Origin of the sequence: Rhabdobacter roseus, assembly GCF_014202275.1 — a bacterium.
Taxonomy (GTDB): domain Bacteria; phylum Bacteroidota; class Bacteroidia; order Cytophagales; family Spirosomataceae; genus Rhabdobacter; species Rhabdobacter roseus.
Genome location: NZ_JACHGF010000002.1, coordinates 583,512 through 607,012, shown reverse-complemented (window position 1 = coordinate 607,012; position 23,501 = coordinate 583,512). Strand labels below are relative to the sequence as shown.

Annotated in this window: 22 protein-coding genes; 6 read left to right on the top strand and 16 right to left on the bottom strand. The window is 52.7% G+C overall.

Annotated features, from left to right (window positions below; translation table 11 throughout):
* Positions 1-6: 6 nt before the first annotated feature.
* The 3 genes from HNQ92_RS07605 to HNQ92_RS07595 form a co-directional block, all read right to left on the bottom strand.
* Entirely contained in the window at positions 7-2,640 is a 2,634-nt protein-coding gene (locus HNQ92_RS07605; protein ID WP_184172789.1) for an ABC transporter permease, read from the bottom strand.
* A complete protein-coding gene (locus HNQ92_RS07600) occupies positions 2,637-5,336 on the bottom strand; it encodes a permease prefix domain 2-containing transporter (RefSeq protein ID WP_184172787.1) in 2,700 nt (899 codons plus the stop codon). Before HNQ92_RS07600 ends, HNQ92_RS07605 begins: the two co-directional genes overlap by 4 nt.
* Before the next feature lie 72 nt (positions 5,337-5,408).
* Positions 5,409-5,744, bottom strand: a complete 336-nt coding sequence (locus HNQ92_RS07595) for a PadR family transcriptional regulator (RefSeq protein WP_184172785.1) — start codon at positions 5,742-5,744, stop codon at positions 5,409-5,411.
* A gap of 433 nt (positions 5,745-6,177) precedes the next feature.
* On the opposite strand from HNQ92_RS07595, the gene HNQ92_RS07590 reads away from it, so the two are divergent.
* On the top strand, positions 6,178-7,620 hold the full coding sequence (locus tag HNQ92_RS07590; protein ID WP_184172784.1) for an L-lactate permease: 1,443 nt from the start codon (positions 6,178-6,180) through the stop codon (positions 7,618-7,620).
* Here the strand turns inward: HNQ92_RS07590 and HNQ92_RS07585 are convergent.
* Positions 7,617-8,468, bottom strand: a complete 852-nt coding sequence (locus HNQ92_RS07585) for a universal stress protein (protein WP_184172782.1) — start codon at positions 8,466-8,468, stop codon at positions 7,617-7,619. The genes HNQ92_RS07590 and HNQ92_RS07585 overlap by 4 nt on opposite strands.
* Before the next feature lie 210 nt (positions 8,469-8,678).
* Between HNQ92_RS07585 and HNQ92_RS07580 the strand changes: the two genes are divergently transcribed.
* Complete coding sequence (locus HNQ92_RS07580) at positions 8,679-9,203, top strand: DUF6992 family protein (protein ID WP_184172780.1); 525 nt, start codon at positions 8,679-8,681, stop codon at positions 9,201-9,203.
* Between the two features lie 26 nt (positions 9,204-9,229).
* Here the strand turns inward: HNQ92_RS07580 and HNQ92_RS07575 are convergent, their stop codons facing one another.
* Positions 9,230-10,048 carry a ThuA domain-containing protein gene (locus HNQ92_RS07575; protein ID WP_184172778.1) on the bottom strand — a complete coding sequence of 273 codons (819 nt, stop codon included), beginning with the start codon at positions 10,046-10,048 and terminating at the stop codon, positions 9,230-9,232.
* Between the two features lie 324 nt (positions 10,049-10,372).
* On the opposite strand from HNQ92_RS07575, the gene HNQ92_RS07570 reads away from it, so the two are divergent.
* Both HNQ92_RS07570 and HNQ92_RS07565 read left to right on the top strand, forming a co-directional pair.
* Complete coding sequence (locus HNQ92_RS07570; protein WP_184172776.1) at positions 10,373-10,882, top strand: cupin domain-containing protein; 510 nt, start codon at positions 10,373-10,375, stop codon at positions 10,880-10,882.
* A 64-nt stretch (positions 10,883-10,946) separates the two neighbouring features.
* Positions 10,947-11,303 (top strand): VOC family protein, encoded by a 357-nt coding sequence (locus HNQ92_RS07565; RefSeq protein ID WP_184172774.1) that lies wholly within the window; start codon positions 10,947-10,949, stop codon positions 11,301-11,303.
* Positions 11,304-11,335: 32 nt separating this feature from the next.
* On the opposite strand, the gene HNQ92_RS07560 is transcribed toward HNQ92_RS07565, so the two are convergent.
* The 5 genes from HNQ92_RS07560 to HNQ92_RS07540 all read right to left on the bottom strand — a co-directional run bounded on the left by HNQ92_RS07560 (position 11,336) and on the right by HNQ92_RS07540 (position 13,843).
* A complete protein-coding gene (locus HNQ92_RS07560; RefSeq protein WP_184172772.1) occupies positions 11,336-11,710 on the bottom strand; it encodes a hypothetical protein in 375 nt (124 codons plus the stop codon).
* Between the two features lie 110 nt (positions 11,711-11,820).
* Positions 11,821-12,183 carry a nuclear transport factor 2 family protein gene (locus HNQ92_RS07555; protein ID WP_184172770.1) on the bottom strand — a complete coding sequence of 121 codons (363 nt, stop codon included), beginning with the start codon at positions 12,181-12,183 and terminating at the stop codon, positions 11,821-11,823.
* Positions 12,184-12,202: 19 nt separating this feature from the next.
* Complete coding sequence (locus HNQ92_RS07550; RefSeq protein ID WP_184172768.1) at positions 12,203-12,700, bottom strand: GyrI-like domain-containing protein; 498 nt, start codon at positions 12,698-12,700, stop codon at positions 12,203-12,205.
* A gap of 66 nt (positions 12,701-12,766) precedes the next feature.
* Positions 12,767-13,270, bottom strand: coding sequence for a DinB family protein (locus tag HNQ92_RS07545; protein ID WP_184172766.1), 504 nt, complete (start codon positions 13,268-13,270; stop codon positions 12,767-12,769).
* Positions 13,271-13,282: 12 nt separating this feature from the next.
* Positions 13,283-13,843: a dihydrofolate reductase family protein gene (locus HNQ92_RS07540; RefSeq protein ID WP_184172764.1), complete on the bottom strand. Its 561-nt coding sequence runs from the start codon at positions 13,841-13,843 to the stop codon at positions 13,283-13,285.
* Positions 13,844-13,964: 121 nt separating this feature from the next.
* On the opposite strand from HNQ92_RS07540, the gene HNQ92_RS07535 reads away from it, so the two are divergent.
* Complete coding sequence (locus HNQ92_RS07535) at positions 13,965-14,948, top strand: GlxA family transcriptional regulator (RefSeq protein WP_184172762.1); 984 nt, start codon at positions 13,965-13,967, stop codon at positions 14,946-14,948.
* Between the two features lie 370 nt (positions 14,949-15,318).
* Here the strand turns inward: HNQ92_RS07535 and HNQ92_RS07530 are convergent, their stop codons facing one another.
* The 6 genes from HNQ92_RS07530 to HNQ92_RS07505 all read right to left on the bottom strand — a co-directional run bounded on the left by HNQ92_RS07530 (position 15,319) and on the right by HNQ92_RS07505 (position 21,908).
* Positions 15,319-15,795 (bottom strand): hypothetical protein, encoded by a 477-nt coding sequence (locus HNQ92_RS07530; RefSeq protein ID WP_184172760.1) that lies wholly within the window; start codon positions 15,793-15,795, stop codon positions 15,319-15,321.
* 42 nt (positions 15,796-15,837) lie between these two features.
* Positions 15,838-16,620 (bottom strand): TlpA family protein disulfide reductase, encoded by a 783-nt coding sequence (locus HNQ92_RS07525; RefSeq protein WP_184172758.1) that lies wholly within the window; start codon positions 16,618-16,620, stop codon positions 15,838-15,840.
* Between the two features lie 117 nt (positions 16,621-16,737).
* Positions 16,738-17,025: a hypothetical protein gene (locus HNQ92_RS07520; RefSeq protein WP_184172756.1), complete on the bottom strand. Its 288-nt coding sequence runs from the start codon at positions 17,023-17,025 to the stop codon at positions 16,738-16,740.
* A 205-nt stretch (positions 17,026-17,230) separates the two neighbouring features.
* On the bottom strand, positions 17,231-20,629 hold the full coding sequence (locus HNQ92_RS07515; protein WP_184172753.1) for a M43 family zinc metalloprotease: 3,399 nt from the start codon (positions 20,627-20,629) through the stop codon (positions 17,231-17,233).
* Between the two features lie 221 nt (positions 20,630-20,850).
* Positions 20,851-21,114 (bottom strand): hypothetical protein, encoded by a 264-nt coding sequence (locus tag HNQ92_RS07510; RefSeq protein WP_184172751.1) that lies wholly within the window; start codon positions 21,112-21,114, stop codon positions 20,851-20,853.
* 71 nt (positions 21,115-21,185) lie between these two features.
* On the bottom strand, positions 21,186-21,908 hold the full coding sequence (locus tag HNQ92_RS07505) for a VOC family protein (protein WP_221307401.1): 723 nt from the start codon (positions 21,906-21,908) through the stop codon (positions 21,186-21,188).
* Positions 21,909-22,033: 125 nt separating this feature from the next.
* Here HNQ92_RS07505 and HNQ92_RS07500 point away from each other — a divergent pair, with 125 nt between their 5' ends.
* Positions 22,034-23,437 carry a hypothetical protein gene (locus HNQ92_RS07500; protein ID WP_184172749.1) on the top strand — a complete coding sequence of 468 codons (1,404 nt, stop codon included), beginning with the start codon at positions 22,034-22,036 and terminating at the stop codon, positions 23,435-23,437.
* Positions 23,438-23,501 lie beyond the last annotated feature (64 nt).

The following is a 23,501-nucleotide window of genomic DNA, read 5'->3' as shown; positions in this document are numbered from 1 at the left end:
CGTAGTTTATTCCGAGCGCAAGCTTTTCACCGGGTTCATCAGGGCCGCTCTGATGGCCTGGAAGCTGACGGTGGCCAGGGCAATACTCCCCATTAGCAAAACGGTTAGAGCAAATACCCACCCATTGATTTCGGTTTTAAACTCGAAATTCTGTAACCACTGCCTCATGGCGTACCAGGCAATGGGCGCAGCAATGAATCCAGCCAGCAGAACTAGTTTCAGAAAATCTTTAGTGATCAGGGAAACAAGGCTAGCCACCGAGGCCCCCAGGACTTTCCGAACCCCGATTTCTTTGGTGCGTTGCTCAGCCGTAAACGTGGCCAGCCCGAATAAACCCAGGCAGGCGATCAGAATGGCAACCAGCGTCGAGGCTTCAATGAGTTGTACCGTTCTGGCCTCATTATGATACGCCTGAGCCAGCGTGTCGTCTAGAAATTTGTATTCAAAAACCTCATGGGGGAAGGTAGTCTTCCAAGCCTTTACAAGGGTAGTTAGCGCGGTTTGAATGGCCTGTGGGGTTGGTTTTTCGCTTTGCAGCTTAATGCCGGCCTGATAGAAATGGTTGGGAACAACCTGAATCAGGGTCGGGTCTATTTTCTGGTGCAAGGAATTGACGTGGAAGTTTTTGACTACGCCCTTGATGATTGCCAGTTGGGACCCATCTCCGAAGTATACTTTCTGGCCTAGAGCCGCCTCGGGATTAGAAATCCCCACCCGCTGGAGAAAAATTTCGTTGACCAGTACTTTTGGCAAAGCAGACAACGTATCCGCATCCTGAAGTTTTTCGCCGGCCAGGAGCTGAATACAGTACGTGTCGAGAAAATGGGCGTCTCCCATTTTTATCTGTGTTCTAACTTCCTTTATTTCAGCGTTTTCGCGGTATTGTATCCCTTGCATCCAGTTGCTTTCCGCCGAGGCGCTGTTGAACGAATAGCTGACCTCTTTGATCTGGGGCGATTCCATCAACTGTACGCGGAGCGACCGTAGTTTCTCGGGCTGGTTTTCGGGGAGGCTCACGGTGATGATGGCGTTTTTATTAAATCCAAGGTCGGCTTGTTGGAAAAAAGACACTTGACGGTTGGTAAACAAAGCACAGCTCATCAAGATCATAGAAATGGTGAATTGCACCACCACCAGCCCCTGGCGCAACGAAATGCGGCGCTCGCCCTGCGGCAGCTTATTGCTTTTTAGCGCCCAAATGGGCGGCATGCCCGACAGACGGAATGCTGGATATGCCCCAGTTAATAAGGTAGTAAGCCCCAGTATGGCGACCAAAAACGCGCCGGTTTTCCACGTAAACAGATCGGTGGTATGCAGGGGTAGTCCCATTAGGGAAGCGATGAAAGGCAGCAGCAGCCAGGCTATAACTACCGACGTCAGCGAAGCCAGGAAAGTAACCAGCCCGGCCTCAGCCATGAATTGGATCATAAGCGAGCCCCGGCTACTACCAACCGCCTTCCTGACCCCGATTTCTTTGGCTCGCTTGAGAGTTTGGGCGGTCGTGAGGTTAATAAAATTGATGCAGGCGATCAGGAGCACGAACACCCCGATCAGACCCAGCATTCGCAGAAGTTTGGGATTGGCCTGCCGACCGCTCAGGTTGTACGCATAGTGGACTTCGGAAAGCGGGTTCAGAACGAATTGTTGATTCTCAACCGTCTTGGGGTCTTTCTGGTATTTGACCTGAATGTCATGAAATCGTTTTGCTAATTGCTGCGGTTGGAAAGCAGATTTTAATAGCACATAGATTTGATGGTTGTCACCAAAGCCCGTCCAACCATGCGAATCATAGCCGGGGTTCACACGCTTCAAGGTGGGGAAAGAAACCAGTACGTCGAAGGGGAAATTCGTGGTCACCGGGTAATCTTCCAGTACGCCCGCTACCTGCAAATCCTGGCTGTTATCGTAGCGAATCGTTTTCCCGATGGCATCGGTGGTGCCAAAAAACTTCTTCGCATAGGACTCCGTCAAAACCACCCTATTAGGCTGCGAAAGCGCGGAAGGGGCATCTCCCGCTACCCATCGATAATCGAGCAGTTGAAAGATTGCCGGATCAACAAAGGCGATACGCTCTTTAAAAGAATCTCCTGAGGCAGGAATCGACAAACCGCGCCCCCACTCGTTCCAGATAGGTACCACGGCCTCAAATTCAGGCGCTTCTTTCAACACACTACTCAGTTCGGTATATGTCCCGGCATGAGGAGTAGCATAATTCTTGTTCATGGTTTCGACCCGGAAGATGCGGTCGGCGTTTTTGTGCTGCCTGTCATAGCTGGTTTCGTGCATGATCACCAGAAAAACCAGTAAGGAGCAGGAAATACCTAGCGTCAGGCCGAATCCATTGATCAGAGAGAAGGTTTTGGAGAACCTTATATTCCGCCAGGCAATTTTAAGGTAGGTAGTTAACATGGCTATGGGGTTTGGTTGAGGGTATTCGTTAGGTTGTCGTTTGATAAAGCGGGGCCGTAGGTAGGCCAGTACCTCGCGCCAGTAGCCGCTGCGGGCTTGGCGTTCGCCAAGCCGCCGGACGCGCCGGGCATAGCGCTCGTGGAGGTCGCCGAGTACCTCCTCGCGCAGGTGCGGTGCCACGAGCCAATTGAGTAGGCGGTCAAGCCAGCGGGGCGGGGGTGGTGTTTTCATTCACTCTGCAAGCTTTTGGCTGGGTTCATCAGGGCCGCTCTGATGGCCTGGAAGCTGACGGTGGCTAGGGCAATGGCCACGGACAATATGCCCGAAACCGCAAACACCCACCACGCGGGCTGAATATGGTACGCAAATTCTTCGAGCCATTTTGACGTGGCCCACCAAGCCAGCGGAAAGGCAATGCCATTCGCAATGAACACCAATTTTAGAAAATCTTTTGAGAGCAGAGCCGTGAGATTAAAAATACTGGCTCCCAGTACCTTACGTACGCCGATCTCCTTGATGCGCTGTTCGGCGGCATAGGTGGCTAGCCCAAAAAGACCGAGACAGGCAATGAAAATGGTCGCCAAGGCCACCCAAATCAACAAGGTACCCCGGCGCTGGTCTTCGGCGTAAAACCTAGCCAATTGTTCATCCAGAAAATGGTATTCGAGCAGATGAGTTGGGTCAATGTGGGTCAGCACCGCATTCATTTTTTCCAGCGTGGCCGGTATGTCCTCTCCCTCGATGCGGGCCGTATAGTAGTCAATTGGATGCACCGGATTGTTTTCGTACGCTAACACCATGGGGGCTATTTTCTCGCGTAACGACTGAAAATGGAAATCCTTGACAATACCGACAACCCGGGCCGAAAAGGGTTTTCTGTCGTCATTGAGAGGTTGGTAATTTCCTGCCATGGCGCGGGAAGGTATCTCCACCAGTTGCTCGGTAGCTTGGGTGATACCCAGTAGCCGGGCGGCGGTTTCGTTGAGCAGTACCGAGGCCGAATCGCCCTTTCCCGCAAAATTTCGACCGTTCAGCAGCTGTACTTCAAAAGTCCGGGCAAAATTTTCGTCGGCTCCGATCAGGTAGGCGATCTGATGTTCCTCGGTTTTGCCGACTTCCCTGATTTTTACCGTCGGGATCATCTTCCATTCGCCCGGTACGCGGGAAGTCGCCGCTACGTTTTGGACCGACGGGATTCGGCTAAATTCGGTTTTAATTGTTTCGGCTGCACTCCGAATTTTACGACTGTTGATGTCCACCACCAGCAGCAACTCCTGATTAAAACCCAGGTTTTTGGTAGTGGCAAACCGCACCTGCTGGAAAAGCACAATCGTGGCCACCATCATCACTACCGAAATGGTAAACTGGAACACCACCAACCCTTGCCGTATGGACCAACTACCTTTGGGCTGGGTTTTCAGATTTTTTAGTAACGAAAGCGGCTTGAACCGGGATAAAAGTAGGGAAGGATAACTACCCGACAGCAGGCCTGTGACCACCAGGGCCAGAAACGCATAAAGCCAGATTCGGTAGTCGGTGTGGATTCCCAGCGAGAGTTCCTTGTTGGTAAAAGCATTGAAAGAAGGAAGCAGTACATTAACGAACATTAAAGCCAAAACAAAAGAAATGATAGTGACGACCAGCGACTCGGTCAGAAACTGATGGATGATGTGGCTCTGAAACGCTCCGCTGGCTTTCCGAACGCCAATCTCCTTCGAGCGGTTAGAAGCCCGCGCCGTCGCCAGGTTCATGTAGTTGATGCAGGCGATGAGCAGTACGAAAAGGGCAACGATCGCAAAGATTTTGACGTACAGCAACACGCCCTGGCTCATGGCTTCCACGTTGGAGTTTCGGGCGCTATCAACAATGCCTTCCGAATATAAATGGATATCGGCCAGCGGCTGCAACGAATAGTTTAGGGAGGTACCTGGCTCCAATTTCGCATTGGTAGTGAGTAGCTGGGTGATCTTATCGGCCACTACCGATGGCCTGGCCTGCTCTTTTAGCAAAAAGAAAGTCATAAAATCCTGAGCGGCCCAGTCTGCGGTCCATTGAGCAAAGTCATCGGTGTTGCTGATGGTCGCTTCCGAAACCGCTAGTTTGAAATCGAAGCTAGAATTGCGGGGATGGTTTTTCAGGACCGCGGTAATGGTCAGCGGTTTGTTTGAAAAAAACTCAAATTCGACGGTCTTGCCAACCACCTGCGTGCTGTTGAACAAGCGTTGCGCCAGTTCTTCGACGAGCACGATGGAGTTGGGTTCATCCAAACCGGTTTTGGTATCGCCGTCTACGGCTTCGAAGTCGAACACTTTCATCAAGCCAGCGTTGGCAAACATCACCGTTTCCTGAAAGGTATTTTTATTTTCCGGGTTGGTGAGGTTGGCCCTGCCGGTCCGGAGGATTCGGGCGGAGTTTTCAATTTCGCCAATGCTTTTTCTCGATTCTTCGGATACCTTGTAGCTCGATGCCGCAATGGTCAGTTCGTCGGTGGGCGTTTTCTTGTGCTGGATGGCCCTGTATATACGTTTCGCCTGGCTGTGCTGTTGATCGAAGGTGAGTTCGTCAAAAAGGTAGAGTCCAATCAGCAGAAAGCAGCTGATCCCGAAGGTAAGTCCCGCCACATTCAGAGCGGTATAGAGCTTGTTCCGGCTCAGCGTCCGCCAGGCAATTTTAAGGTAGTTACGAATCATGGCTGTTTGATTGGGTTGAGGGTATGGGTTAGGTTGTCGTTTGATAAAGCGGGGACGTAGGTAGGCCAGTACCTCACGCCAGTAGCCGCTGCGGGCCCGGCGCTCGCCCAGCCGCCGGACGCGCCGGGCGTAGCGCTCGTGCAGGTCGCCGAGTACCTCCTCGCGCAGGTGCGGCGCTACGAGCCAGTTCAGCAGGCGATCCAGCCAACGGGGTGGTTCAAAGGATTTTGGGTTCATGGTTTTAAGGCTGGCTTTACCCAATGGATAGGAATGGTTTACAATATTGGCCTCCGATCGAAACTACCTCTTTTAGCTCCATTCCAGCCGCAGGGGAGGGGCGATGCGCTCCCAGAGCCGGTTGCGTACCGAGCGCACGTCACTGAGTACCCGTCCGCCGAGCGCCGTAACCGAGAACAGCCGTTTGCGGCGGCCACCCCGCTCGGCCGTGGCCTCGCCCAGGTAGGAAGTCAGGTACCCCTTTTGTTCCAGCCGTTGCAGGGCGGCGTGTACCGCCCCGGTACTGACCGACTTGCCCGTTTCCATTTCAAGTTCTTCGGCAATAAGCACCGAATAGGCCGTGGGGGCCAGGGCTGCTACGGACAGCAACACGATTTCCTCAAATTCGCCTAAATCACTACGTCGCATGGGTTGAAAGTTGAGTGCCGGGAGTATTTTATCTATTTCGGTATAAAAAATCAGGCCAAAAATGATAAAGGCCATTTCTGAGGCTTTAAGGTACTTTTTTACCAAAGTAAGCTACCTGAAATTGTTCAGAATCGAACACCAACGTGCGCTAACGGACGTATGGGACGGGCAGGGGTAGGAGGGACCGGTACTTGGCTTGCGCAGGCAGGACAAAGGGGTCGCATCCTGCCAGGCATCGGCCCGAAAGCCCGACTTCCAAAATACCTTTAAGCGGTTTTCCTGCGGCTATGTTTGTATCTTGCCAAGTGAAAGTACCTAAAAGCGGAGACAACGGCCCCCGACCTTTGATGGTAACCGGCAGACGTCCCTCAGTTCCGTGTGAGCGGAGGGGTTAAAGTCGGTTTTTGGGAAGTCGCTTTGAACCAAATACGCTATGTTTGACCTACTCACGACCTACGCCTGGGCCATTTCGCTGGGCTTGTTGCTGCTTTTTATCATCACGGGCCGGACGTTGATCGGCGGCATCGGGGCGGCCCTGGGTACCTACCTGCTGCTGAAAATCATGACCAGCACGCTGGCTACGCAGCAGCTTGTGGTCGAGTTTCTGAACGCCACCATCATCACCGCCGAGCTGGCGCTCCTGATTGCGGGCGCGTACCTTTTTTTTCTGGTGCAGGAGCTCTCGGGGCGGTTTGAGCCGCTCAAAGAGTACGTGGCCGCGCAGGATTCCCGCCTCACGGTGGCGTTGTTGCTCGCGTGGTTTTTGGGTAGTTTTCTGGAGGGCGTGGCGGGATTTGGCACACCCGCCATGCTCATTGCTCCGCTGCTATTCAGCCTGGGCTTCTCGGCGCTGAGCGCGGTAGTATTGCCGCTGGCCGCCAATACGCTGGCCGTCAACTTTGGGGCGCTGGGTACGCCTGTGAAGGTAGGGCTGGGTAGTGCACACCTGACGCCCGCGGCCACGCAGGAGGTCGTGAATCAAATTGTGTGGTTAAATTGGCTACCGGCCCTGGTACTTCCCTGGCTGCTGGCGCTGATTCTGGCCCGGCTCGACAAAAGTACCCCTGCGCCCCGGCGGGAGTGGAAAAGCCTGCTGCTGGCGGGCGTCTGCTTCGCGGTACCGTTCAGCTCGGCGCTGTGGCTGGGCGTGGAGCTGGGCTCGGTGCTGGCGGGGGGCGTGGGGTTGCTGGCGTTTAGCGTGCTGCGCTTGCCGGGAGGGGGGGCGTTACGCTTGTTTTTCAATACCTTTTGGCCCTACCTGGTTTTTGTGGGACTTTTGCTGCCAACCAAGTACCTGCTGGGCGGAGCCTCGGTTCAAAAGTACTACCAGGAAGTACCCCTGCGTACCATGGCCTACTTCCAGCCGGGGGTAGTTTTCCTGCTCACGACCCTGCTTTTGTTTTTATTCAACCGCTCCATTCCCCTCCAAAAAGGCATTCAAAGTACCTGGACGAAGCTCAAAAACGTGCTGGTCGTGATTTTTTTACTGGTGTTTTTTACCCGCCTCATCGGCGTCGACGTCAACGACTTTGTGCGCTACCTCACCCACACGCTGGGGCCCACGGCCTGGCTGGCGCTGGCCCCGCTGCTGGGGATCGTGGGTACTTTCATTACCGGCAGTGCCACCGTCAGCAACATGATGTTTGGCACATCGCTGCTCTCGGCGGGGGGGGCCAGTACCCTTTTGGCGGCGCTACTCAATACGGGAAGTGCCATCGGGAATGCCCTGTCGCTGCAAAACATCCTGATGGTAAAAAGTACCCTGCCGGAGCCGGTGGCCGACAAAGCCATTTACCGCCGTACCATTCCCGTGGTGGTGGTGTACTACCTGGTTATCGTGTTAGTGGCGTTTGGGCTGTACACTTTGACCGCTTAGTTACTTAGCGGTGTGGGTGGAATCACCAGCAGCGGCAAGCGCGTGAGGTAGGCCATGTGTTGGGTGAGGCTTTCCTGATAGAAGTACTGCAAAAAAGTCTTTTTCCGTTTGACCATCACTAGCAAATCGTACGGTACTTCCTCGTGTAGCGTTTCCAGTCCCTCGCTGATCGACCAGTTGCGAAGTACCTTGCCGCTGAGCGAAGGTACCTCCAGCTCCAAGCTAAGCTGCTGGGTATGGCGGCTAAATTCCTCCTGTACTTTCTCCAGTTCCTCTACTTCTCCGGCCACCAGGTGCACCGCCGTGAGGCGGGCGTCGAAGCAGTCGGCCAATTGGCTGGCGGTGCTGAGCGCCGTTAGGTCTACCTGAGGAGTCGTGGTGGCGATCACCAGCTCGCGCGGTTTTTTCCACGCAAATTCTTCGGGTACCAGCAGCAGGGGTACTTCGGTTTTTTCCAGCAGACGGGCCGCGATGGTGCCCAGCAGTACTTTTTTCAGTCCGCTGGCTCCCTGGGTACCCATCACGAGCAGGTCGATGTTGTTTTCGTGGCAAAACCGCAAGGTACTTTGCACCAAAGGCGAGCGGGCCAGCACCACCGTTACCGACACCTGCGGGTACTGGGGCTGAAGCTGGTCGCGGAGCCGGTGCAGGTCGTGCATGAGGGCTTGCTCGCGCTCCAGGTTGTACTCGCGCCGTACTTCGACGGTCTCGATAAACGGACTTTCCACGGGCGTATAAACGTGAAAAAGATATACCTTTCCCTCACGTTGGGCGGCCAGCTCCAGGGCGTACCGAAACGCCTTTTCGGCCGTGGGGGAGAAGTCGGTGGGGACCAAGATTCGCTTCATGCGTTGTGGGTTTTGAGTTTATTGATATTCTAAGGTACTTCGCTTTGCCCACTTTTAAAAGCTGAGTGGGTAAAAGAGGAGCCCAACGACCCCAGTATGGCCTTCCCAAGACCAAAATCAACCAGGGAGCTGATGCGCCTCAGTTTTTCAGGGTACTTGCATCGCTACCTTTATGCCACATCACCAGCCATTCATCCGTTCACAAGTACCATGCGACCTGAACTATCTTCAACGCACCCTGCCGAGCCAAACATAGAGCAAGAAAAACCCACCGTCCCCGGGCCGAACTGCCTCCAAGAGCACATCGTTACCCACGCTAAAGTACTGCTGGGGTGGGCTGTAGCCAACCTGCTACTTGGGGGAGGCGGCATGTTTTTAAGTGCAGGCCAATTCCATCATTTCCTGCACATGAACGCCGCCTGGGGGAGTATCAACCTGGTGGTGGCGATTATTTTATGGTATAAAAACGCGCATCACCGCCCAATGGCTGCCGCTACGGAGCGCTACGCGCACTTTAAAAGACTGCTTTTGGTGAATGTCGGTTTGGATCTGGGGTACCTGGTGGTTGCGTATTGGTTTTTACAAAAGGCCGCCCTCAGCGAAGCCTTCGGCGACTATTTTCGCGGGTTTGGCCATTCCATCTTCCTGCAAGGCACGGTGCTGCTTGCTTGTGATCTCGTCTCGCTGAGCATCCTGTTTTCCCGGCGGGGCCGCTTTATGGGTAAGCACCTCTAGAAGCAAAGGTACCTGCCCGCAAGTACCTACCGCTTCCCGCTCCCCAGCCATTGCAAACTATTCAAAATGAATAGATTCTGGCTTTTGCTCTGAAAGGTCGATGACAGCGCGCGGTTGGTTTTGTTTTCGTAGTCGAGGTCGTTATGGCCCATGTTCAGGTAGATCATCCGGTATTTTTTGTGGGTCCAGGCCACGGGGTAGTAGCCGCTGTGCCAAATCTCGTGGGACTTGGGCCCGGTCCCCAGCGGAAAACTGGCCGGGTCGACGGAGAGCAGGACCTGGATGTCGGGCTGGGCGCGGAGGTCGTTTTGCCAGCTGTACCACTCGTTGGGCGCGGCGCGAAAGGTATCCGGCAGCTGCGCCGTGGCGGCGTGGGGCCGGTTTTCGACCCGAAGTACCGCCGAGGTAGGTCGCCAGGTATTGCTACGGTACTCGCCCGAACCCAGAAAGTCCTGGTGGTACCAGTCCCAATTTTGCGGATAGGTGGACGGCGTGAGCGCGAAGGCCGCAAAGTGGAAGCCCATCCAGGCCCCGCCGCGCTCCATGTACTGCCGGAAGGCCTCGCGCTGGGCGGGTACCTCGGGCCGGGTATCCAGAAACAAAACGACCTGGTAGCGCGCCAGGAAGTCGGCGTTGAGGTGGTTCCAGTTGCTGGTGGTGTCGTAAGTGAAAGCGTGCTGACGGGCCCTCTCGGCAAACCAGCGGTTGGCTTCCCACACAAAACTCACGTGCGCCGCATCGTGGCGGGCGGTAAAAAACGCAATGACCCGAAACGCCGCCGCGTCGGGCTGGGCCCGCAGCGGCAGAGAGGTACTGAGGAGCAGGGCTATGAATTTTAGATTCATTTGTATGAAAAATGCATTGGGTTGTAAAGTTGGTAAAAAGTACCTGCTCTTCCATAAGTACCTTTTCGCTTCGCCGGCCGCGCTGCGGTCAGCCATTGTCTACTTTTGTAAAGTACCTTCTAGGCTCAAAAATAACGCGTTAGAATACTTTTACAATCAACAGAACAGGTACTTGGTGGAGGATTTTAAAGGTTTTCGTTAATAATAAGCAAGGATAAAAAGTACCCTATGGGACTAAACAGCCGGGTACTTTGGGGAGTTATCAGGAAAAAAGTGATCCAAGTACCCCGCTGGCGTTGACTTGCCTGATTAAACCCTAAAACCATGCAACCTACCGAACCCGAACTACTGCTCTTTCCCGACGACGGCACCATTCCCAACAGCAAGTACCCCTTGCTGCTGTACCGCCAGGCGTTTGCCGCGCAGGGCACCCGCAGCGCCGAATGGCTGGAAGATACCTTTGCCGCGCACCACTGGACCAACTCCTGGCGCTGGGGCGTGTACCCTTTTCACCATTACCACAGCAACACCCACGAGGTGCTGGGCGTCTTCAGCGGCTCGGCGTTGCTGCAGCTGGGCGGCGAGCAGGGGCCGTCGGTACAGGTACAGGCGGGGGATGTCATCGTGATTCCGGCGGGTGTAGGGCACAAGTGCCTGCGGCATTCCGACGAGTTTACGGTAGTAGGGGCCTACCCCGACGGCCTCAGTCCTGACCTGAAAAAGGGCCAACCAGGTGACCGGCCCGAGGCGGATCAGAACTTAGCCCAGGTACCTATGCCCACCACCGATCCGCTGTACGGAGCCGAAGCGGGGCTGCGGAAAATCTGGAAATAGCGCGTATTATTGCAAAAAAACGCAAAGCCACGGGCCTTGCGTTGAGGGGTACTTTAGCAGCATCATGATACACTTCAAGCGGCTCGATCACGTCCTGATCACCATTCCGCCGGGCACCAAAGCCGCGGCCAGGGCTTTTTACGGAGGTACTTTGGGCCTGGAAGAGATCGCCGGCCAGCACCCGCGCGGCGCTACCTGGTACCGCATCGGCGACATTGAGCTACACCTCACCGAAGAGGAAGGTACTTATCATTCTGACCGCCATCCGGCTTTTGAGGTGGCCGATCTGGCGGCGGCGCGGGCGTTTTTAGAGAGCCAGGGCGTGGGCATCAGCACGTCATCGCCCATTGCAGGCCGCGAGCGCTGCTTTTTTCGCGACCCTTTTGGCAACCGCTTTGAGCTCATCGAGTACCTGAAGTAAAAAAGGGCAAGAGGGCCGCTGACGCCAGGTGCCTACTCTTTTAGTCTTTCGTAGCCGTCGGGGCTGAAGCTATACGGACGGGCTTCGCAGGCATCTTGAATCGGGTCCAGCTTCAGGACGTTGTCGTTGATACTGAATTTATAAAGACCTACTTCTTCCCCGCACGGACTACCCCCGCTTATTTTTTTGATCTTCAGCGTGTCCCCTTTGGTTTCGTACGTCATGCTTTCCAGAACCGCATTTTCTACGGAACACACAAACTGGTTGTCGCTGAAGGCAAACACGCAGGCTACCGGATCGGGAGCATGTACCGTACCCGACCATTTCGAATTCGCCAGGTCGTTGGTGGGGGGTACTTGGCCCCAACAGAAGGCCGCAATCAAAGCACTAAGAAGTAGTTTGCTCATGATAGTTGTTGATAAGGTGTTTCAAAAAACTCCCTAAACATACTATAATGCATTGATTGTTAAACTAATTAACGGCGCTATTTCGTAAACGGTCGGGTACTTTCGGGGCGTTAAGGCTTCACCTCGATCACGTAAGACGTCATTTCTTTGATCTTGGCATTCTTAAAACCACTGAATACGTAGATGTCGCAAAAAGCGTAGGCTTTTTCCTCGCCCGAGGGGTCTTTCATGGTCATGGAGCCGTTAGCGGCGGCCGTACGGCCGTGCGTAATGACGTGGTCAATGGTGAAGCTGCTCAAGGTACCCCCTTCCATTTCGCGGGTCGCTTTGGCAAAGGCCTCCTTGCCCCGTAGGGGTTTCTCGCCAATGACCGTCCAGACGATGTCGTCGGTTACCTGGTCGATGATGTAGTCGGCGTCGCCCTGGGCGTAGGCTTCGTTGAATCGTTGGATAAGTTGCGCTTTTTCGGTCATGAGCTTTACGGTTAAAGGGTTATAAACTTGTTTTGGGCTGCACAGGTACCCATACTTCCAGGTCGCCGGTGCCGGTTTCGGGGTCAAAGGCCTCGCCGTAGCGTTCAAAAAAACAATTGGCTCCGGCGGCTTTTTCGTAGTCGGCCTGCGGTAGCCACACGCTCCCGATGGCCTCGATGGTGTGGCAGAGGGTACTTAACGGGCCGTCGTGCGTAAAAACGGCGTAGGTGTAGGCCGGTAGTTTTTCGTAGGTGAAGGCTACTGGCAGACCCTCGGTACTGGCTACCTCCACGCCGCAGAGGTACTTTACGCCGCCCTGCTGGTCGAAGCACAGGCCGTAGGTGACGCCTCCCTGTTGCCCCGGAATGTGACCCAGGTAGGGCACAAACTCCTGCCAGAGGAGGGGAATTTTATCAATGTCGGTATATGGGTAATCTTGGCTGAGCCCCGCTACCAGGAGGGGCTTCTGGCTTGGCACAAAGCGCGTGGGATTCAGGATCGTTGGGGTACTTTTCATGTCTTTTTTTGTTTAAGAAAAGCTTTTAAAGAAAACCTGTGTAAGACCAGTGGCCAGGGCGCTGAGTCAGGAAAAAAGCTGCTTCAGGGCCTCTTTGAGCTGATGAACGTGACGTTGGGTATGCACGGTTACAAAGTCGATCCATTCCCAGCGGGTAAGGGTACCCGTACCGGGTAGTTCGAAGTCCAGGCAAGTCAGGGTGAGGTCTTCCGTTTCGGCCACGGCCCGAATCGCCGCCAGCTTTTGGCGTAAGTCGACCAGGAGTTTTTCCGGGTCGTGTGGTACCTCAGAAGGAATCAAAAAGGGCGGCGACTGCATTTTGGTACTAAAATCCAGAAAAACGCCCCGTATTTCCGCGGCTTTCTGATCGTACGGGCGCTGAGTAGGCTGCACGGTACCTCGCAGCGTATCGGCCACGCCGTAAGATTTTAGTAAATGCTCTCCGATTTGGCCGGGCGTCCAGCTCCCTTCAAAAGGTACCTGGTTGAGGGCTTCCGGGCCCAGCGATTCCAGGAGCTGGATCAGCTCGGACGTGACCGCGTCAAACTGGTTTAGGAGCTCGTGGCGCATGGTGGGGGGCGTTTAGGTTTTTGACGGTACGTAGCATAGCGCGGTGATTCCGCACGAAAAAGCCTGCGCGTGCTGTAGCCGCAGGTCGGCGCGATGCCGAAAAATGGCCATTCCCTGGCCCAGACCCGTAGGATTGACCAAGAGGTGGTATTCGTCGATGAGATTCAGCCGGATGAGCTCCGACACAAACTCCGCGCCGCCGTAGGCAATGATGTCCCCGCCCGGCTGCTGCTTGAGCCGGGTTATTTCCTGGGCCAGGTCGCCGCTGTTGAGTGTCGCATATTCCCAATCGGCCACAGCCGGATCGGTGGGCGACAGCGATTTTGAAAAAACAATTTTGGGTGTCTCCACCATTTTTCGTCCGCCGGGCTCGTCAATTTGCGCTTTCCAGGCCGGAATAAAGCCTTCGGCCAGTTTGCGGCCCAGCACGATGGTCTCGACGGGCTCGGTCAGGTCGGTTACATACTGGTTCAGGGCGTCGTCCCAGTTCCACACCAGCCAGTCCATTTCGCCGTTAGGCCCGGCCACGAAGCCGTCCAGGCTGATTTGCATCTGCAGTTTTAGCTTTCTCATTTTTTTCTTTTACGATAAAAAAGATGAAGACAAAGGTACCCTACTATAACCACTTGGTGGCGGTGTGATTACGACTCTTTAAGGGGTTGATCGCGACAATTCAAATCCCTACTTTTGGAGCATGAAACATATATCAATACTTCTGCCGGAAGGAGACTCCAGCCTCAGCAACCTGGAAGCCACCTTCAAGATGTTCACGATGGCCAACGGGTACCTGGAGCGCTTTGGCAAAAAGCCCCTCTTTGACGTGCACTTGGTGGGGGCCAGTCCGGAAGCCCAGCTCAGCAACGGCTTGTTCAGCATCCGGCCGGATGTGACGATCGCGCAGGTTAAAAAAACCGACCTGGTGATCATCCCGGCCGTTCACGGCGACTACCAGGCGGTGGTAGAGGCCAACCGCGCGTTTTTTCCGTGGATCTACCAGCAGTACAAGCAGGGGGCCGAAGTAGCCAGCCTGTGCATCGGCGCTTTTCTGCTGGCCAGTACCGGGTTACTCAAAGGAAAAAGCTGCGCGACGCACTGGATGGCGGCGGCGGAGTTTCGGCGCATGTTTCCGGACGTGAATCTGGTGGATGAGAAAGTCATTACCGACGAAAAGGGCATTTATACCAGCGGCGGGGCTTATTCGTCACTCAACCTCAACCTGTACCTGATCGAGAAATTTGCCGGGCGCGAAATGGCGGTACTTTCGTCCAAGATCTTCGAGATCGACATTGACCGCAGCAGCCAGTCGCCCTTTATTATTTTTCAGGGACAAAAAGACCACCCCGACGACGCCGTGAAACAGGCCCAGGAGTTTATTGAGCAGCATTTTCAGGATAAAATCACGGTAGACGACCTGGCCGATCGCTTTGGGGTAGGGCGGCGGAGCTTTGAGCGTAGGTTCAAGAAAGCCACCAGCAACACGGTGATCGAATACATGCAGCGTGTGAAGATCGAAGCGGCCAAAAAACAGCTGGAAGCGGGCCGCAAAACGGTCAACGAAGTGATGTACGACGTGGGCTATAACGACACGAAGGCCTTCCGGGATATTTTCCGCAAATGCACCGGCATGACGCCCGTCGACTACCGGACCAAGTACAACAAGGAAGCCATGGCGGCTTAGGGGTACTTTCAAGTTGCGTTACAAACGCAAGGCGCGGTGGGTTCGCGTTGCAAACGCGAACCAGCTCGAAAGTCAAACGCGAACCAGCTCGAAAGTCAAACGCGAACCAGCTCGAAAGTCAAACGCGAACCAGCACAAAGTCAAACACGAACCAGCTCCAATTCAAACCAGCTCAAACTACCTCCGCCCGGTACCTTTGGAAAGTACCTTGCTGGTGAATTGCCAGTGATGTTCAAGTAATGGGCTAGGTACCCGGTTGGACGGTCCGGGGGTACTTTGTTAAAGATTTTTTTGGAATAAGAGTACCTTTAGGGATTGGCGAAGAGGAATGAAACTCAGAAAAGAAAGTGCCTCAAAAGGTAGTGAAGACCTACTTTCGGGCCGATAGAATCACTTCCCGAAGCGGTATTTCATACGGACTTTTGAGCGAATCATATTCCCATCTTTTCAGCAGCGAATCTGCGTTCATATTCACCGAACGCTCGTAAAAAACACCTCCGGCGATGGTACTTTCGTGCAGGTAGTGAGAATTTATTTTATTGGCCAGCTGAAAAATACCGTCCACTTCCTGAATGCGGGAATACACCCCAAAGCCCGAAGAGGATCCATTCCGGACGGAGCGATGGGTGATCAGGACGCTATCGGCACTGACGCGGCTTACCTCTATATGGAAGTCGCTTAGGCCGAGCTTGTTGATGCCACGAGCCGACCACAGCGTGTCTTGATCTACTACGTAGTACTCTACCAGGTACTTGCCAGCCGCCCGAGCCGCGGTATCGACCGGCCCTTCTTCCCGTTTGCAGCCCAGGCACAGCGAAATGATGGAAAGTAGCAGGAGCTTTTTCATAAGGTACTTGGGTTAATAACGAAAAGGTTGTGGTCCAAAAAGTCAACTGGTTTCCCGTACCTGCCGTTCCAGCAGAGGTATAAGCTCGCGGACGTCGTTGACGACGTAGGTGATCAGTCCTTGCTTATTGATCACAATGTGAGTAGGGTACATACTCAGATTCAGGTCTTCCCTAAGGTACTTTTCCTGACTCGGTACGATGGCGTAATCAAACGCTCTTTTTTGGGCAAAGGCTTTCAGGTCTTCCTCGGAGTCAAAGGCCAGACTTAGGAACAGGATATCGTCCCGGTTTTCGTACTGCTTCACCAGTTGGTTCAGCTCGGGCATTTCTCTCACGCAGGCGGTACATTTGATAAACCACCCCTTCAGTACTACCGTTTTTCCCCGCAGCGTCTCCTGGGTATACACGTTCCCTTTCAGGTCTACAAAGCTAAAGTCAGGTAAGGTTTTTCCTTCCATCTGGAAGTACCCATAGGCATTTTGACCCGTCTGCCGAACCGCCGCCCGCACGTAGTCGTCATCGTAGGGACTTAGCTTATACAGCTGGTAATGAAACGAACCGTTGCCCGCCCTGAGCCGCACGGGGTAGTAGTTGCCCTGCGCCAAACGCTCCAGGAACGCGCCCCTGGGTATTTCCTCACCTTTTGCATCAAACGCCGTAAATTGCTCGTAGAACCTGACGTGCTGCCTTTCGTACTGGTGCCAGTTTTCGGGACTACTGATGATGGTGCTGGGCTCTACCAGGGGCTTTCCCTCGCGGGTACCTGAGCAGGCGGAAGCCAGTGCGGTCAAAGCTAAAAGCGAAAGTGCCAGGTACTTTTTCATGGGAAAGGCAGCATGGTTGTGGGGGATTGAATGAAGCTAATTAAGGATAAAAAATCAATAATTGCAATTTTTAGCAGCCCAATTTTCAGAGGTACCTTTGGACAAGTACCTCATCACCTACCGTTTACGGATGGACGTGATCGTAATCCAGTTCATATCCTGATAGCCGGGCCGTTCATCGGGCCGGTACCGAATCCAGACTGGCGTATTCTCCTGGTCATAAGGAGGAGGTACTTCGGCGCGGTAGCGTTCTTCCCCCACTTTGACAAACCACCCTCCGCAGAAGCCGCATTTGGAGTAGTCGTAGTACTCAATGGTAGCGGCCTGTTCTTTAGGCTCAGCCTCGAAAAGGCGGCAGGCCGTCAGGCTGCCGAGCAGGAGTAGGGCCAGGACCAATCGTTTCATTGCTTCGTTTTTTTCCAAAGGAGTCATTTAAAGAGCCAAAGGTTGGAAAGGGCCCGGCTTGATCAAACGTCTTACTCCGGTAGGTACTTGGCTAGAAGCGGAACCAGGTCCGGTTTATGCTGTAAAAGGTACTTTTCGTCCGGGTTTAGGCGAAGGGTGCGTTTAGTACTGTGGTTACTTCATGATAACCCATGAAAATGCTTCGTTAGTTTTGGCCTATATGTAAATTGGAATTGCTGCCATGCTCCAGTTGCCCCTGTAACTCAATACTTTTAGATCTAGCCTCGTTACCCTCTTGTAAATAAATGGTATGAGCAGAATTTACGCGCACTGGATCCAGTACAGTTGGCACGCTGCCACAGCTCCAAATATATGGATTGCTCCATAAGCCTGAGTTAAGGGTGTAATTTGTGGTACCTGCAAGACAGTTTGTTACATCAATTTGTGCTACGCCCGCCGTATTGCCAAGACCACAGGGTGTGCCAAAATTGATTAATGTGTAAGTGGTGGAAACAGAAGGTGCTTTGACGCTTGTATGAGAATTGGTTTGAGGATAATACTCACTGCCATCGGATAATTTATAGTAGAATGGAGGCTGTACCGTAGATGAAAGGAGTAAATTGGCATTCTCGCCGACCCGGATGGCTTGACTACCCGTCAGGGTGGCCAAAGAAAGCGGGCCACCCACCGTCACCTGGATGGGTTCCGATGTAATAGTACAGCCATTGCCCTGATAAGAAGCCGTGTAAATTCCTGACTGCTGGGCATTGAGCCATGAATTAGATTGGCCGGGAATTAATACATCGTCTTTCATCCAAGTAAGAACGGGGTTGACTAAGGATGTTGAAGGAAAAGTAAGACGGATTGAAGTACCGTTGCAGGATGTAAGCTGCCCGTTTAGCGAAGAAAGTTGAACTGTCTGGTTACTAACGGAACTGACCCTAATGGGATTGGAAACTCCACTTGCGAGCCCATTGCTAACCCGTAGCTGGTATACTCCATTTTGAAATATAAGGATTGTGTCCTTATCGGCGTAGGGGTCAGAAAGGGGCAGATCAATGCCATCCTTCATCCAACGATAGCTTAAGCCAGAAGTACTTTGAAAGAATTTTTGCTCCAAATAAAGCAAAGCCGGGGAAGAAGCACTATTACAAACCAAGCGCACAGAATCCCGGGCTGAAATCATGGGCGATAGTGTATTGCCAAAACTCACTAGCACTGGGTCGGAGTCAATGGCGCATTGACTAAAACTTTTGCGGACCTTGTATACGCCAGGCGTGGAAACCAACAAACTATCATCCCTGTTATTGAGGGGCTGATCGTCTTTGAACCACTCTTGATTTGTCGCATATTTCAGATGTAGGTAGTAAGAGACACCGTTTCCAAAGGAAGTTGGAGTCAGTATTTCAGGCTTCTGGGCTTTGTCTGATTTGTAAAGACTCTTACTATTACTGATCGACTCACAGGTCCCCTGACGAATCCTTAAACTATAAATACCCTCGAGATTTGTACTATAATTCAGATAAGTGGCTGATTGAATCTCAACCCCATTGCGAAGCCATTGGTAGGAAAGTCCCTCAGCCCATCTTGTTCTTTGTCCGTTTGCTCCCTCGGGCCAAAAATCAGCTCCAAACATAAACATGTAATCTCTACAAACCAAGCTGTCTTTTACTTCAATAAAGCCACTTGTTGTAAGCTTTCTAGTGAAAATATGATTTTCCAGCACACTGGAAAAATTAAGAGCTACACCATCATCCCCCGGTACGGAAATGATACATGATCCATCGCTAGCTATGACTCGGTAGGTGCCCTTGTTTCCTGCTATGAAGGTGCGCCTGGTTTCACCGGGAATTGCAATGCCATCTTTGTACCAGGTATAGCTTGCCGAGTTGCTAGCGTAGGTCGAATAAAGATTTACAGTACTCCCTGTGCACTGGCGCTCGAGGGGCAAACGGCCACCATAAGCACCACTAGTAGTAGAACTAGCCATTGCATTGGAACTGAGGGTAGCGGATTTTGAGGTTTTACTCTGACTCGTACAAAGAGAGCTCGTGACGGCATAACGGTAAACGCCATTGCCACTAGCAGCGTAACTTATGCCCGTAGCTCCTGCCAAAGGGGCTCCATCCAAAGTCCATTGATAGGTAAAATTGGTCAAATCGGACTCGGGTAAGGGAACCTCAATGTTATTTTGCAGATTGGTTAGCCGAGCTTTCAGCGTAAGTGATGAACCAGGGCAACGACTAAGAGAAATATTTTGATCATCATCCGTGTTAGGCAGGAGCTGGTTGTTAGCATCGACTATAAGAGCGGCATATATTGCACCATTATTTACTTGAATGGCTTGTGAAAGCTGGCTGTTACAGCCCGCTACGACCCGTATTCGATAATCGTTGCCGCTGCTTAGATTAAAATAAATCGAGCCGAATGCACTCTCGGGAAAGATAAAACTGGCTGGATTTGTAGAAATATCAACGTACTGAACCACGTCATCACCCTTTTGAATAAGGAATACCGGATTAGAGCTTCCAGAATTATTATTAAACCCAACGGTAACCGACGAATTAGCACAGACGGAAGCTGGCACTGACCACAACGAAAGCTGATTGTTTGGGGTAGGGATGGCATCGGAATAGATCCACTTAGTCAGATAGGTTTCTAAAAAGAATCTCATCCGAGCGATTTGCCCGGGCGTGAAACGATCAGCATTGTTACCATAAGCCATGTGGTTCCTGATCGTGCCAATACCGAAAGGTGCATCCGTACAAGGGTTCAAAGCAGTCTCGGGCGTGTCGAAACCCAAATCTTGAACACGGTGGGGAGAGGTATCAGCTACCTGATCTCCATCCGTGAGAGGATTAGTATTTACCGGGCAGATCACATTTTCGCTTGGGCAGCCCGAACAGGAATTATCTCCTTGAAAAGTATGATGCAAAAATAGGCTATGGCCCATTTCATGAGCAAAAACCCGAGCCGAGGCATTGTAGCCTGTTGCATTTGGAAATTCGCCAGTTGTAATAAAAATATCTCCGCCATAATAAGCAAAGCCAGAGGCTCCGGAAATCGAGTGGCTCACATAGATATTAACAACCTTGTCCTGGTAGGTGCCAAAGAGGGCTGTTACCTGTTGGATTTGATTGTAGTCGTAATAATTGACTCCTAAATTCAAAAAATTAGGTACCCCGGAGGCATCGGCTCGGTCAATGCCGGAGCAATTGGCCAGCACAAATTCAATGCGTGTGTCATTGGCAGAGGCATATTTACCGCGGGCTCTAAATATGTTATTCAGGATTGCCAAGGCCGCTTGAATACGTCCTTCCGATAGGTTGGAGCCGCTGCCCAAAGCTTCACCCCGGTGGGCGATATGGAATATGACAGGTACTACTAGTACAGGATCCTCGGCCGACAGCCGCCCTTTGGCAGTAGAGCGTTTGGAATATTCTTCCCACTGGGAGTTCATTTGTTTTAATACCTGTGGGTCGATCTGTTTTGTAAGGAAAGAGTCAGTTACGCCGCAAGGAAGCAGGCTATCAGAAATGACGGGGGCTTGCGCCGCAACTCGAATAGTTAGGGAAGTAAGTAAAAGTAGAGCGATATGTTTCATGATGAGGATGAATAAGTTAGTTTTACGGTACTATAAAATATCGATTATTTAGCTCTATCGAAAACTGCCCTAGCTACCAATATTTGTAAAGCATTATCGCTTTTTGATAGCAAAAAATAAAGTCCATATACCTAATTAAATAGACCATAACATTAGTTATGAAAGATGTTTATGAATACAAATTACTCCTTCTTTGTCTACAAAGCATACTATTTTCTGCACTAAATTTCCCCGCAAATCCATGCTCTTGGCCGCTCATCGGGCCGGTACCGAATCCAGACCAGCGTATTATTTTGGTCGTAGGGAGGAGGTACTTCGGCGCGGTAACGCGCTTCACCCACTTTGACAAACCACCCTCCGCAGAAGCCGCACTTGGAGTAGTCGTAGTACTCAATGATAGCAGCCTGTTCTTTGGGCTCAGCCTCAAAAAGGCGGCAGGCAGCTAGGCTGCCCAGTAGGAGTAGGGCCAGGACCAATCGTTTCATGGCTTCATTTTTTTTCAAGGAGTCATTTAAAGAGCCAAAGGTTGTAAATGGCCCGGGCCTGATTAAACGTCTTACTCCGGTAGGTACTTGGCTAGAAGCGGAGCCAGGTCCGGTTTATGCTGTAAAAGGTACTTTTCGTCCGGGTTTAGACGGAGGGTGCGGAGCTCGGCCTGGCAGGTGTGTTCACGCTCCAGATCGCCCAGCTGGAGGGCTAATTCGGCCCTCATGAGCAGCGCCTGGGCGGTATCTACCCGGCTTTCGTCGTGGGCGCGCCGAAGCGCGACATCGAGTGTCTTGGCGGCAGCGGGATCATCATTTTTGAAATCCCGCAGGCGTACCGCCACGGCGATGGCCTTTTGCAGCGGGCTGAGGTTCGGATGGTCGGCTTCCTGGTAGGTCTTTGTATCCTGCTCGCCGAGGTTAATGAAGATCACGTAGTTGCCAGCCGGGTCGGTAACGGTAAAGCGGCTCTGTCCCGGCCTCATGCGCGATAGCCTCGGCAGGCCCGTGCTAGATACCTTGCCCAGTTGCGCGCGCAGACGCTGCGAGAAGTCCTGGTGCACCCGCTCCACATCCGTAACCATCACCAGGCAGCCGCTGTTTGATTGGGCCGGATTCAGACCTTTCACCCGCCTAAAGTGCAGCGCATAGCCACCTTGCTCTACGACGCCGTACGGATACGGGCTCTTTTGGTGGTAAGTCACTTGGTAGCCTAATGTTTGCCAGAAGGCCAGCGTTTCGTCGAGCGAAAGGCAGGGTAGTACCGGGATGGTCATCCATTCTTTGGGGTGCATAGGTAGTGAAGGGGAAGTTTGGCACAAAGCTAGTAGATTCGCGCCTTCCTTTCTCTTTATATACTTTTTTGCCGATAAAGCGAAAAGGAGGTACTTTACTGGTTATCAGCGGTATATTTTAGAAAATGAAAGATTTGCGACCCGAAAGTCAGCGCCGCCCCAAACCCATTACGCCTGCTACTACGACCCAGGGACAGCCCGCAGGGACGAAACCGAAGTGGATTTTTCTGTTTATTTTCGGAGCGTCGATCATTGTCGTTTCGCGCTGGTATTATGTCGAGCAGTATGCCGTGGCGCTTCCCTTTTGGGATCAGTGGGATGCCGAATGGGCAAAATTACTAAAGCCCTGGACCGAGGGTACTTTGCGTTTGTCTGATCTGTGGGCCGCCCATAATGAGCACCGTATACTACCCACCCGTTTGCTGACCCTTCTCTGCTTCGAGCTGAGCGGTTCATGGAATAATTTGTACGAAGCCCGCCTCAATATTCCGCTGAGTGCCGTCACACCCCTACTTTTGCTTTGGCTACTCTACAAGGAGGGCGAGATTCAGGGTGTGCGATGGCTGCTGGTGGCGGTTATCCTGGCCGGAGCCTCGCTGCCCTTTTCGTGGGAGAATATCCTCATTGGTTTTCAGAGCCAGTTTTATTTCATTCAGGTCTTTACCCTTTCTTCCCTGGCGCTGGCGGTCCACCGGCCTGACCAAGGCTGGTCGATTTTTCTTATCCTGGGTCTCTCTTTGCTGAGCATGCTGACCCTCGCTTCCGGCCTGCTGACCCCGCTCGCCGTGGCGGCGGTGTATGGGTCAAGGGCCTTGGTGCAGCGCCAAATGACTTTCAAATCGATGGGGTTCATCTTGCTGCTCGTTTTGATGGCAGCCTTGGCGTACTGGACCATGCCCTATAACATGGGCCACCAAGCCTTGCGCGCTGAAAACGCCACGGAATTCATGGAAGCGGTCATCCGGGTGATGGCCTGGCCTTTTAGCGAAGACAACCTGCGCTATGGTGTTATGTGGCTACCCGCTTTGGTAGCACTTCCTATGCTTTTGGGGCGTCGACTCATGGGAAAAACGGATCTGTTGATGCTGGGGTGTTTGGTATGGACAGCCATGCAAGGGATGGCTCTGGCTTACGGCCGGGGCCATAATCTTCTCCACTTACCTCCCCGTTATACCGACTTTCTTTTGTTGGGTCTGGCGGCCAATACCTGGTTTGTGCTTCGCGCGCCGGAGGTACTTGGGGACAGGACAGGTACCCGGTGGGGGCTCCGATTCGCTGCGCTCTTTTTCATATGCGCACTATTGAACAGTTATAAGAAGCATACGAAGAATGACCATAAGATCATGCGGAAAGAACACGAAATCAGGTTGATCCAGACGGAAAATGTGGAGGCGTACCTCAAGGCTGGAGATCCCTCGGTCCTCGATAAACCGGGCTTTCAAATACCCTACCCGGATCACAAACGACTGCAACACATGTTGGATGATCCCGGATTGAGAAAGGTGCTGCCCAAAAAGGATAAAAGGTAGCGGACGCAAGTCGTTGTATTTTCTTCCGCCGGGGGTACTTTGGTGATTAATCAACGGGTAATTT

Bases quoted from the DNA above. Each gene is read 5' to 3' on its own strand.
- HNQ92_RS07605 (WP_184172789.1), bottom strand. From the start codon at position 2,640: ATGAAAACACCACCCCCGCCCCGCTGGCTTGACCGCCTACTCAATTGG.
- HNQ92_RS07600 (WP_184172787.1), bottom strand. From the start codon at position 5,336: ATGAACCCAAAATCCTTTGAACCACCCCGTTGGCTGGATCGCCTGCTG.
- HNQ92_RS07595 (WP_184172785.1), bottom strand. From the start codon at position 5,744: ATGCGACGTAGTGATTTAGGCGAATTTGAGGAAATCGTGTTGCTGTCC.
- HNQ92_RS07590 (WP_184172784.1), top strand. From the start codon at position 6,178: ATGTTTGACCTACTCACGACCTACGCCTGGGCCATTTCGCTGGGCTTG.
- HNQ92_RS07585 (WP_184172782.1), bottom strand. From the start codon at position 8,468: ATGAAGCGAATCTTGGTCCCCACCGACTTCTCCCCCACGGCCGAAAAG.
- HNQ92_RS07580 (WP_184172780.1), top strand. From the start codon at position 8,679: ATGCGACCTGAACTATCTTCAACGCACCCTGCCGAGCCAAACATAGAG.
- HNQ92_RS07575 (WP_184172778.1), bottom strand. From the start codon at position 10,048: ATGAATCTAAAATTCATAGCCCTGCTCCTCAGTACCTCTCTGCCGCTG.
- HNQ92_RS07570 (WP_184172776.1), top strand. From the start codon at position 10,373: ATGCAACCTACCGAACCCGAACTACTGCTCTTTCCCGACGACGGCACC.
- HNQ92_RS07565 (WP_184172774.1), top strand. From the start codon at position 10,947: ATGATACACTTCAAGCGGCTCGATCACGTCCTGATCACCATTCCGCCG.
- HNQ92_RS07560 (WP_184172772.1), bottom strand. From the start codon at position 11,710: ATGAGCAAACTACTTCTTAGTGCTTTGATTGCGGCCTTCTGTTGGGGC.
- HNQ92_RS07555 (WP_184172770.1), bottom strand. From the start codon at position 12,183: ATGACCGAAAAAGCGCAACTTATCCAACGATTCAACGAAGCCTACGCC.
- HNQ92_RS07550 (WP_184172768.1), bottom strand. From the start codon at position 12,700: ATGAAAAGTACCCCAACGATCCTGAATCCCACGCGCTTTGTGCCAAGC.
- HNQ92_RS07545 (WP_184172766.1), bottom strand. From the start codon at position 13,270: ATGCGCCACGAGCTCCTAAACCAGTTTGACGCGGTCACGTCCGAGCTG.
- HNQ92_RS07540 (WP_184172764.1), bottom strand. From the start codon at position 13,843: ATGAGAAAGCTAAAACTGCAGATGCAAATCAGCCTGGACGGCTTCGTG.
- HNQ92_RS07535 (WP_184172762.1), top strand. From the start codon at position 13,965: ATGAAACATATATCAATACTTCTGCCGGAAGGAGACTCCAGCCTCAGC.
- HNQ92_RS07530 (WP_184172760.1), bottom strand. From the start codon at position 15,795: ATGAAAAAGCTCCTGCTACTTTCCATCATTTCGCTGTGCCTGGGCTGC.
- HNQ92_RS07525 (WP_184172758.1), bottom strand. From the start codon at position 16,620: ATGAAAAAGTACCTGGCACTTTCGCTTTTAGCTTTGACCGCACTGGCT.
- HNQ92_RS07520 (WP_184172756.1), bottom strand. From the start codon at position 17,025: ATGAAACGATTGGTCCTGGCCCTACTCCTGCTCGGCAGCCTGACGGCC.
- HNQ92_RS07515 (WP_184172753.1), bottom strand. From the start codon at position 20,629: ATGAAACATATCGCTCTACTTTTACTTACTTCCCTAACTATTCGAGTT.
- HNQ92_RS07510 (WP_184172751.1), bottom strand. From the start codon at position 21,114: ATGAAACGATTGGTCCTGGCCCTACTCCTACTGGGCAGCCTAGCTGCC.
- HNQ92_RS07505 (WP_221307401.1), bottom strand. From the start codon at position 21,908: ATGCACCCCAAAGAATGGATGACCATCCCGGTACTACCCTGCCTTTCG.
- HNQ92_RS07500 (WP_184172749.1), top strand. From the start codon at position 22,034: ATGAAAGATTTGCGACCCGAAAGTCAGCGCCGCCCCAAACCCATTACG.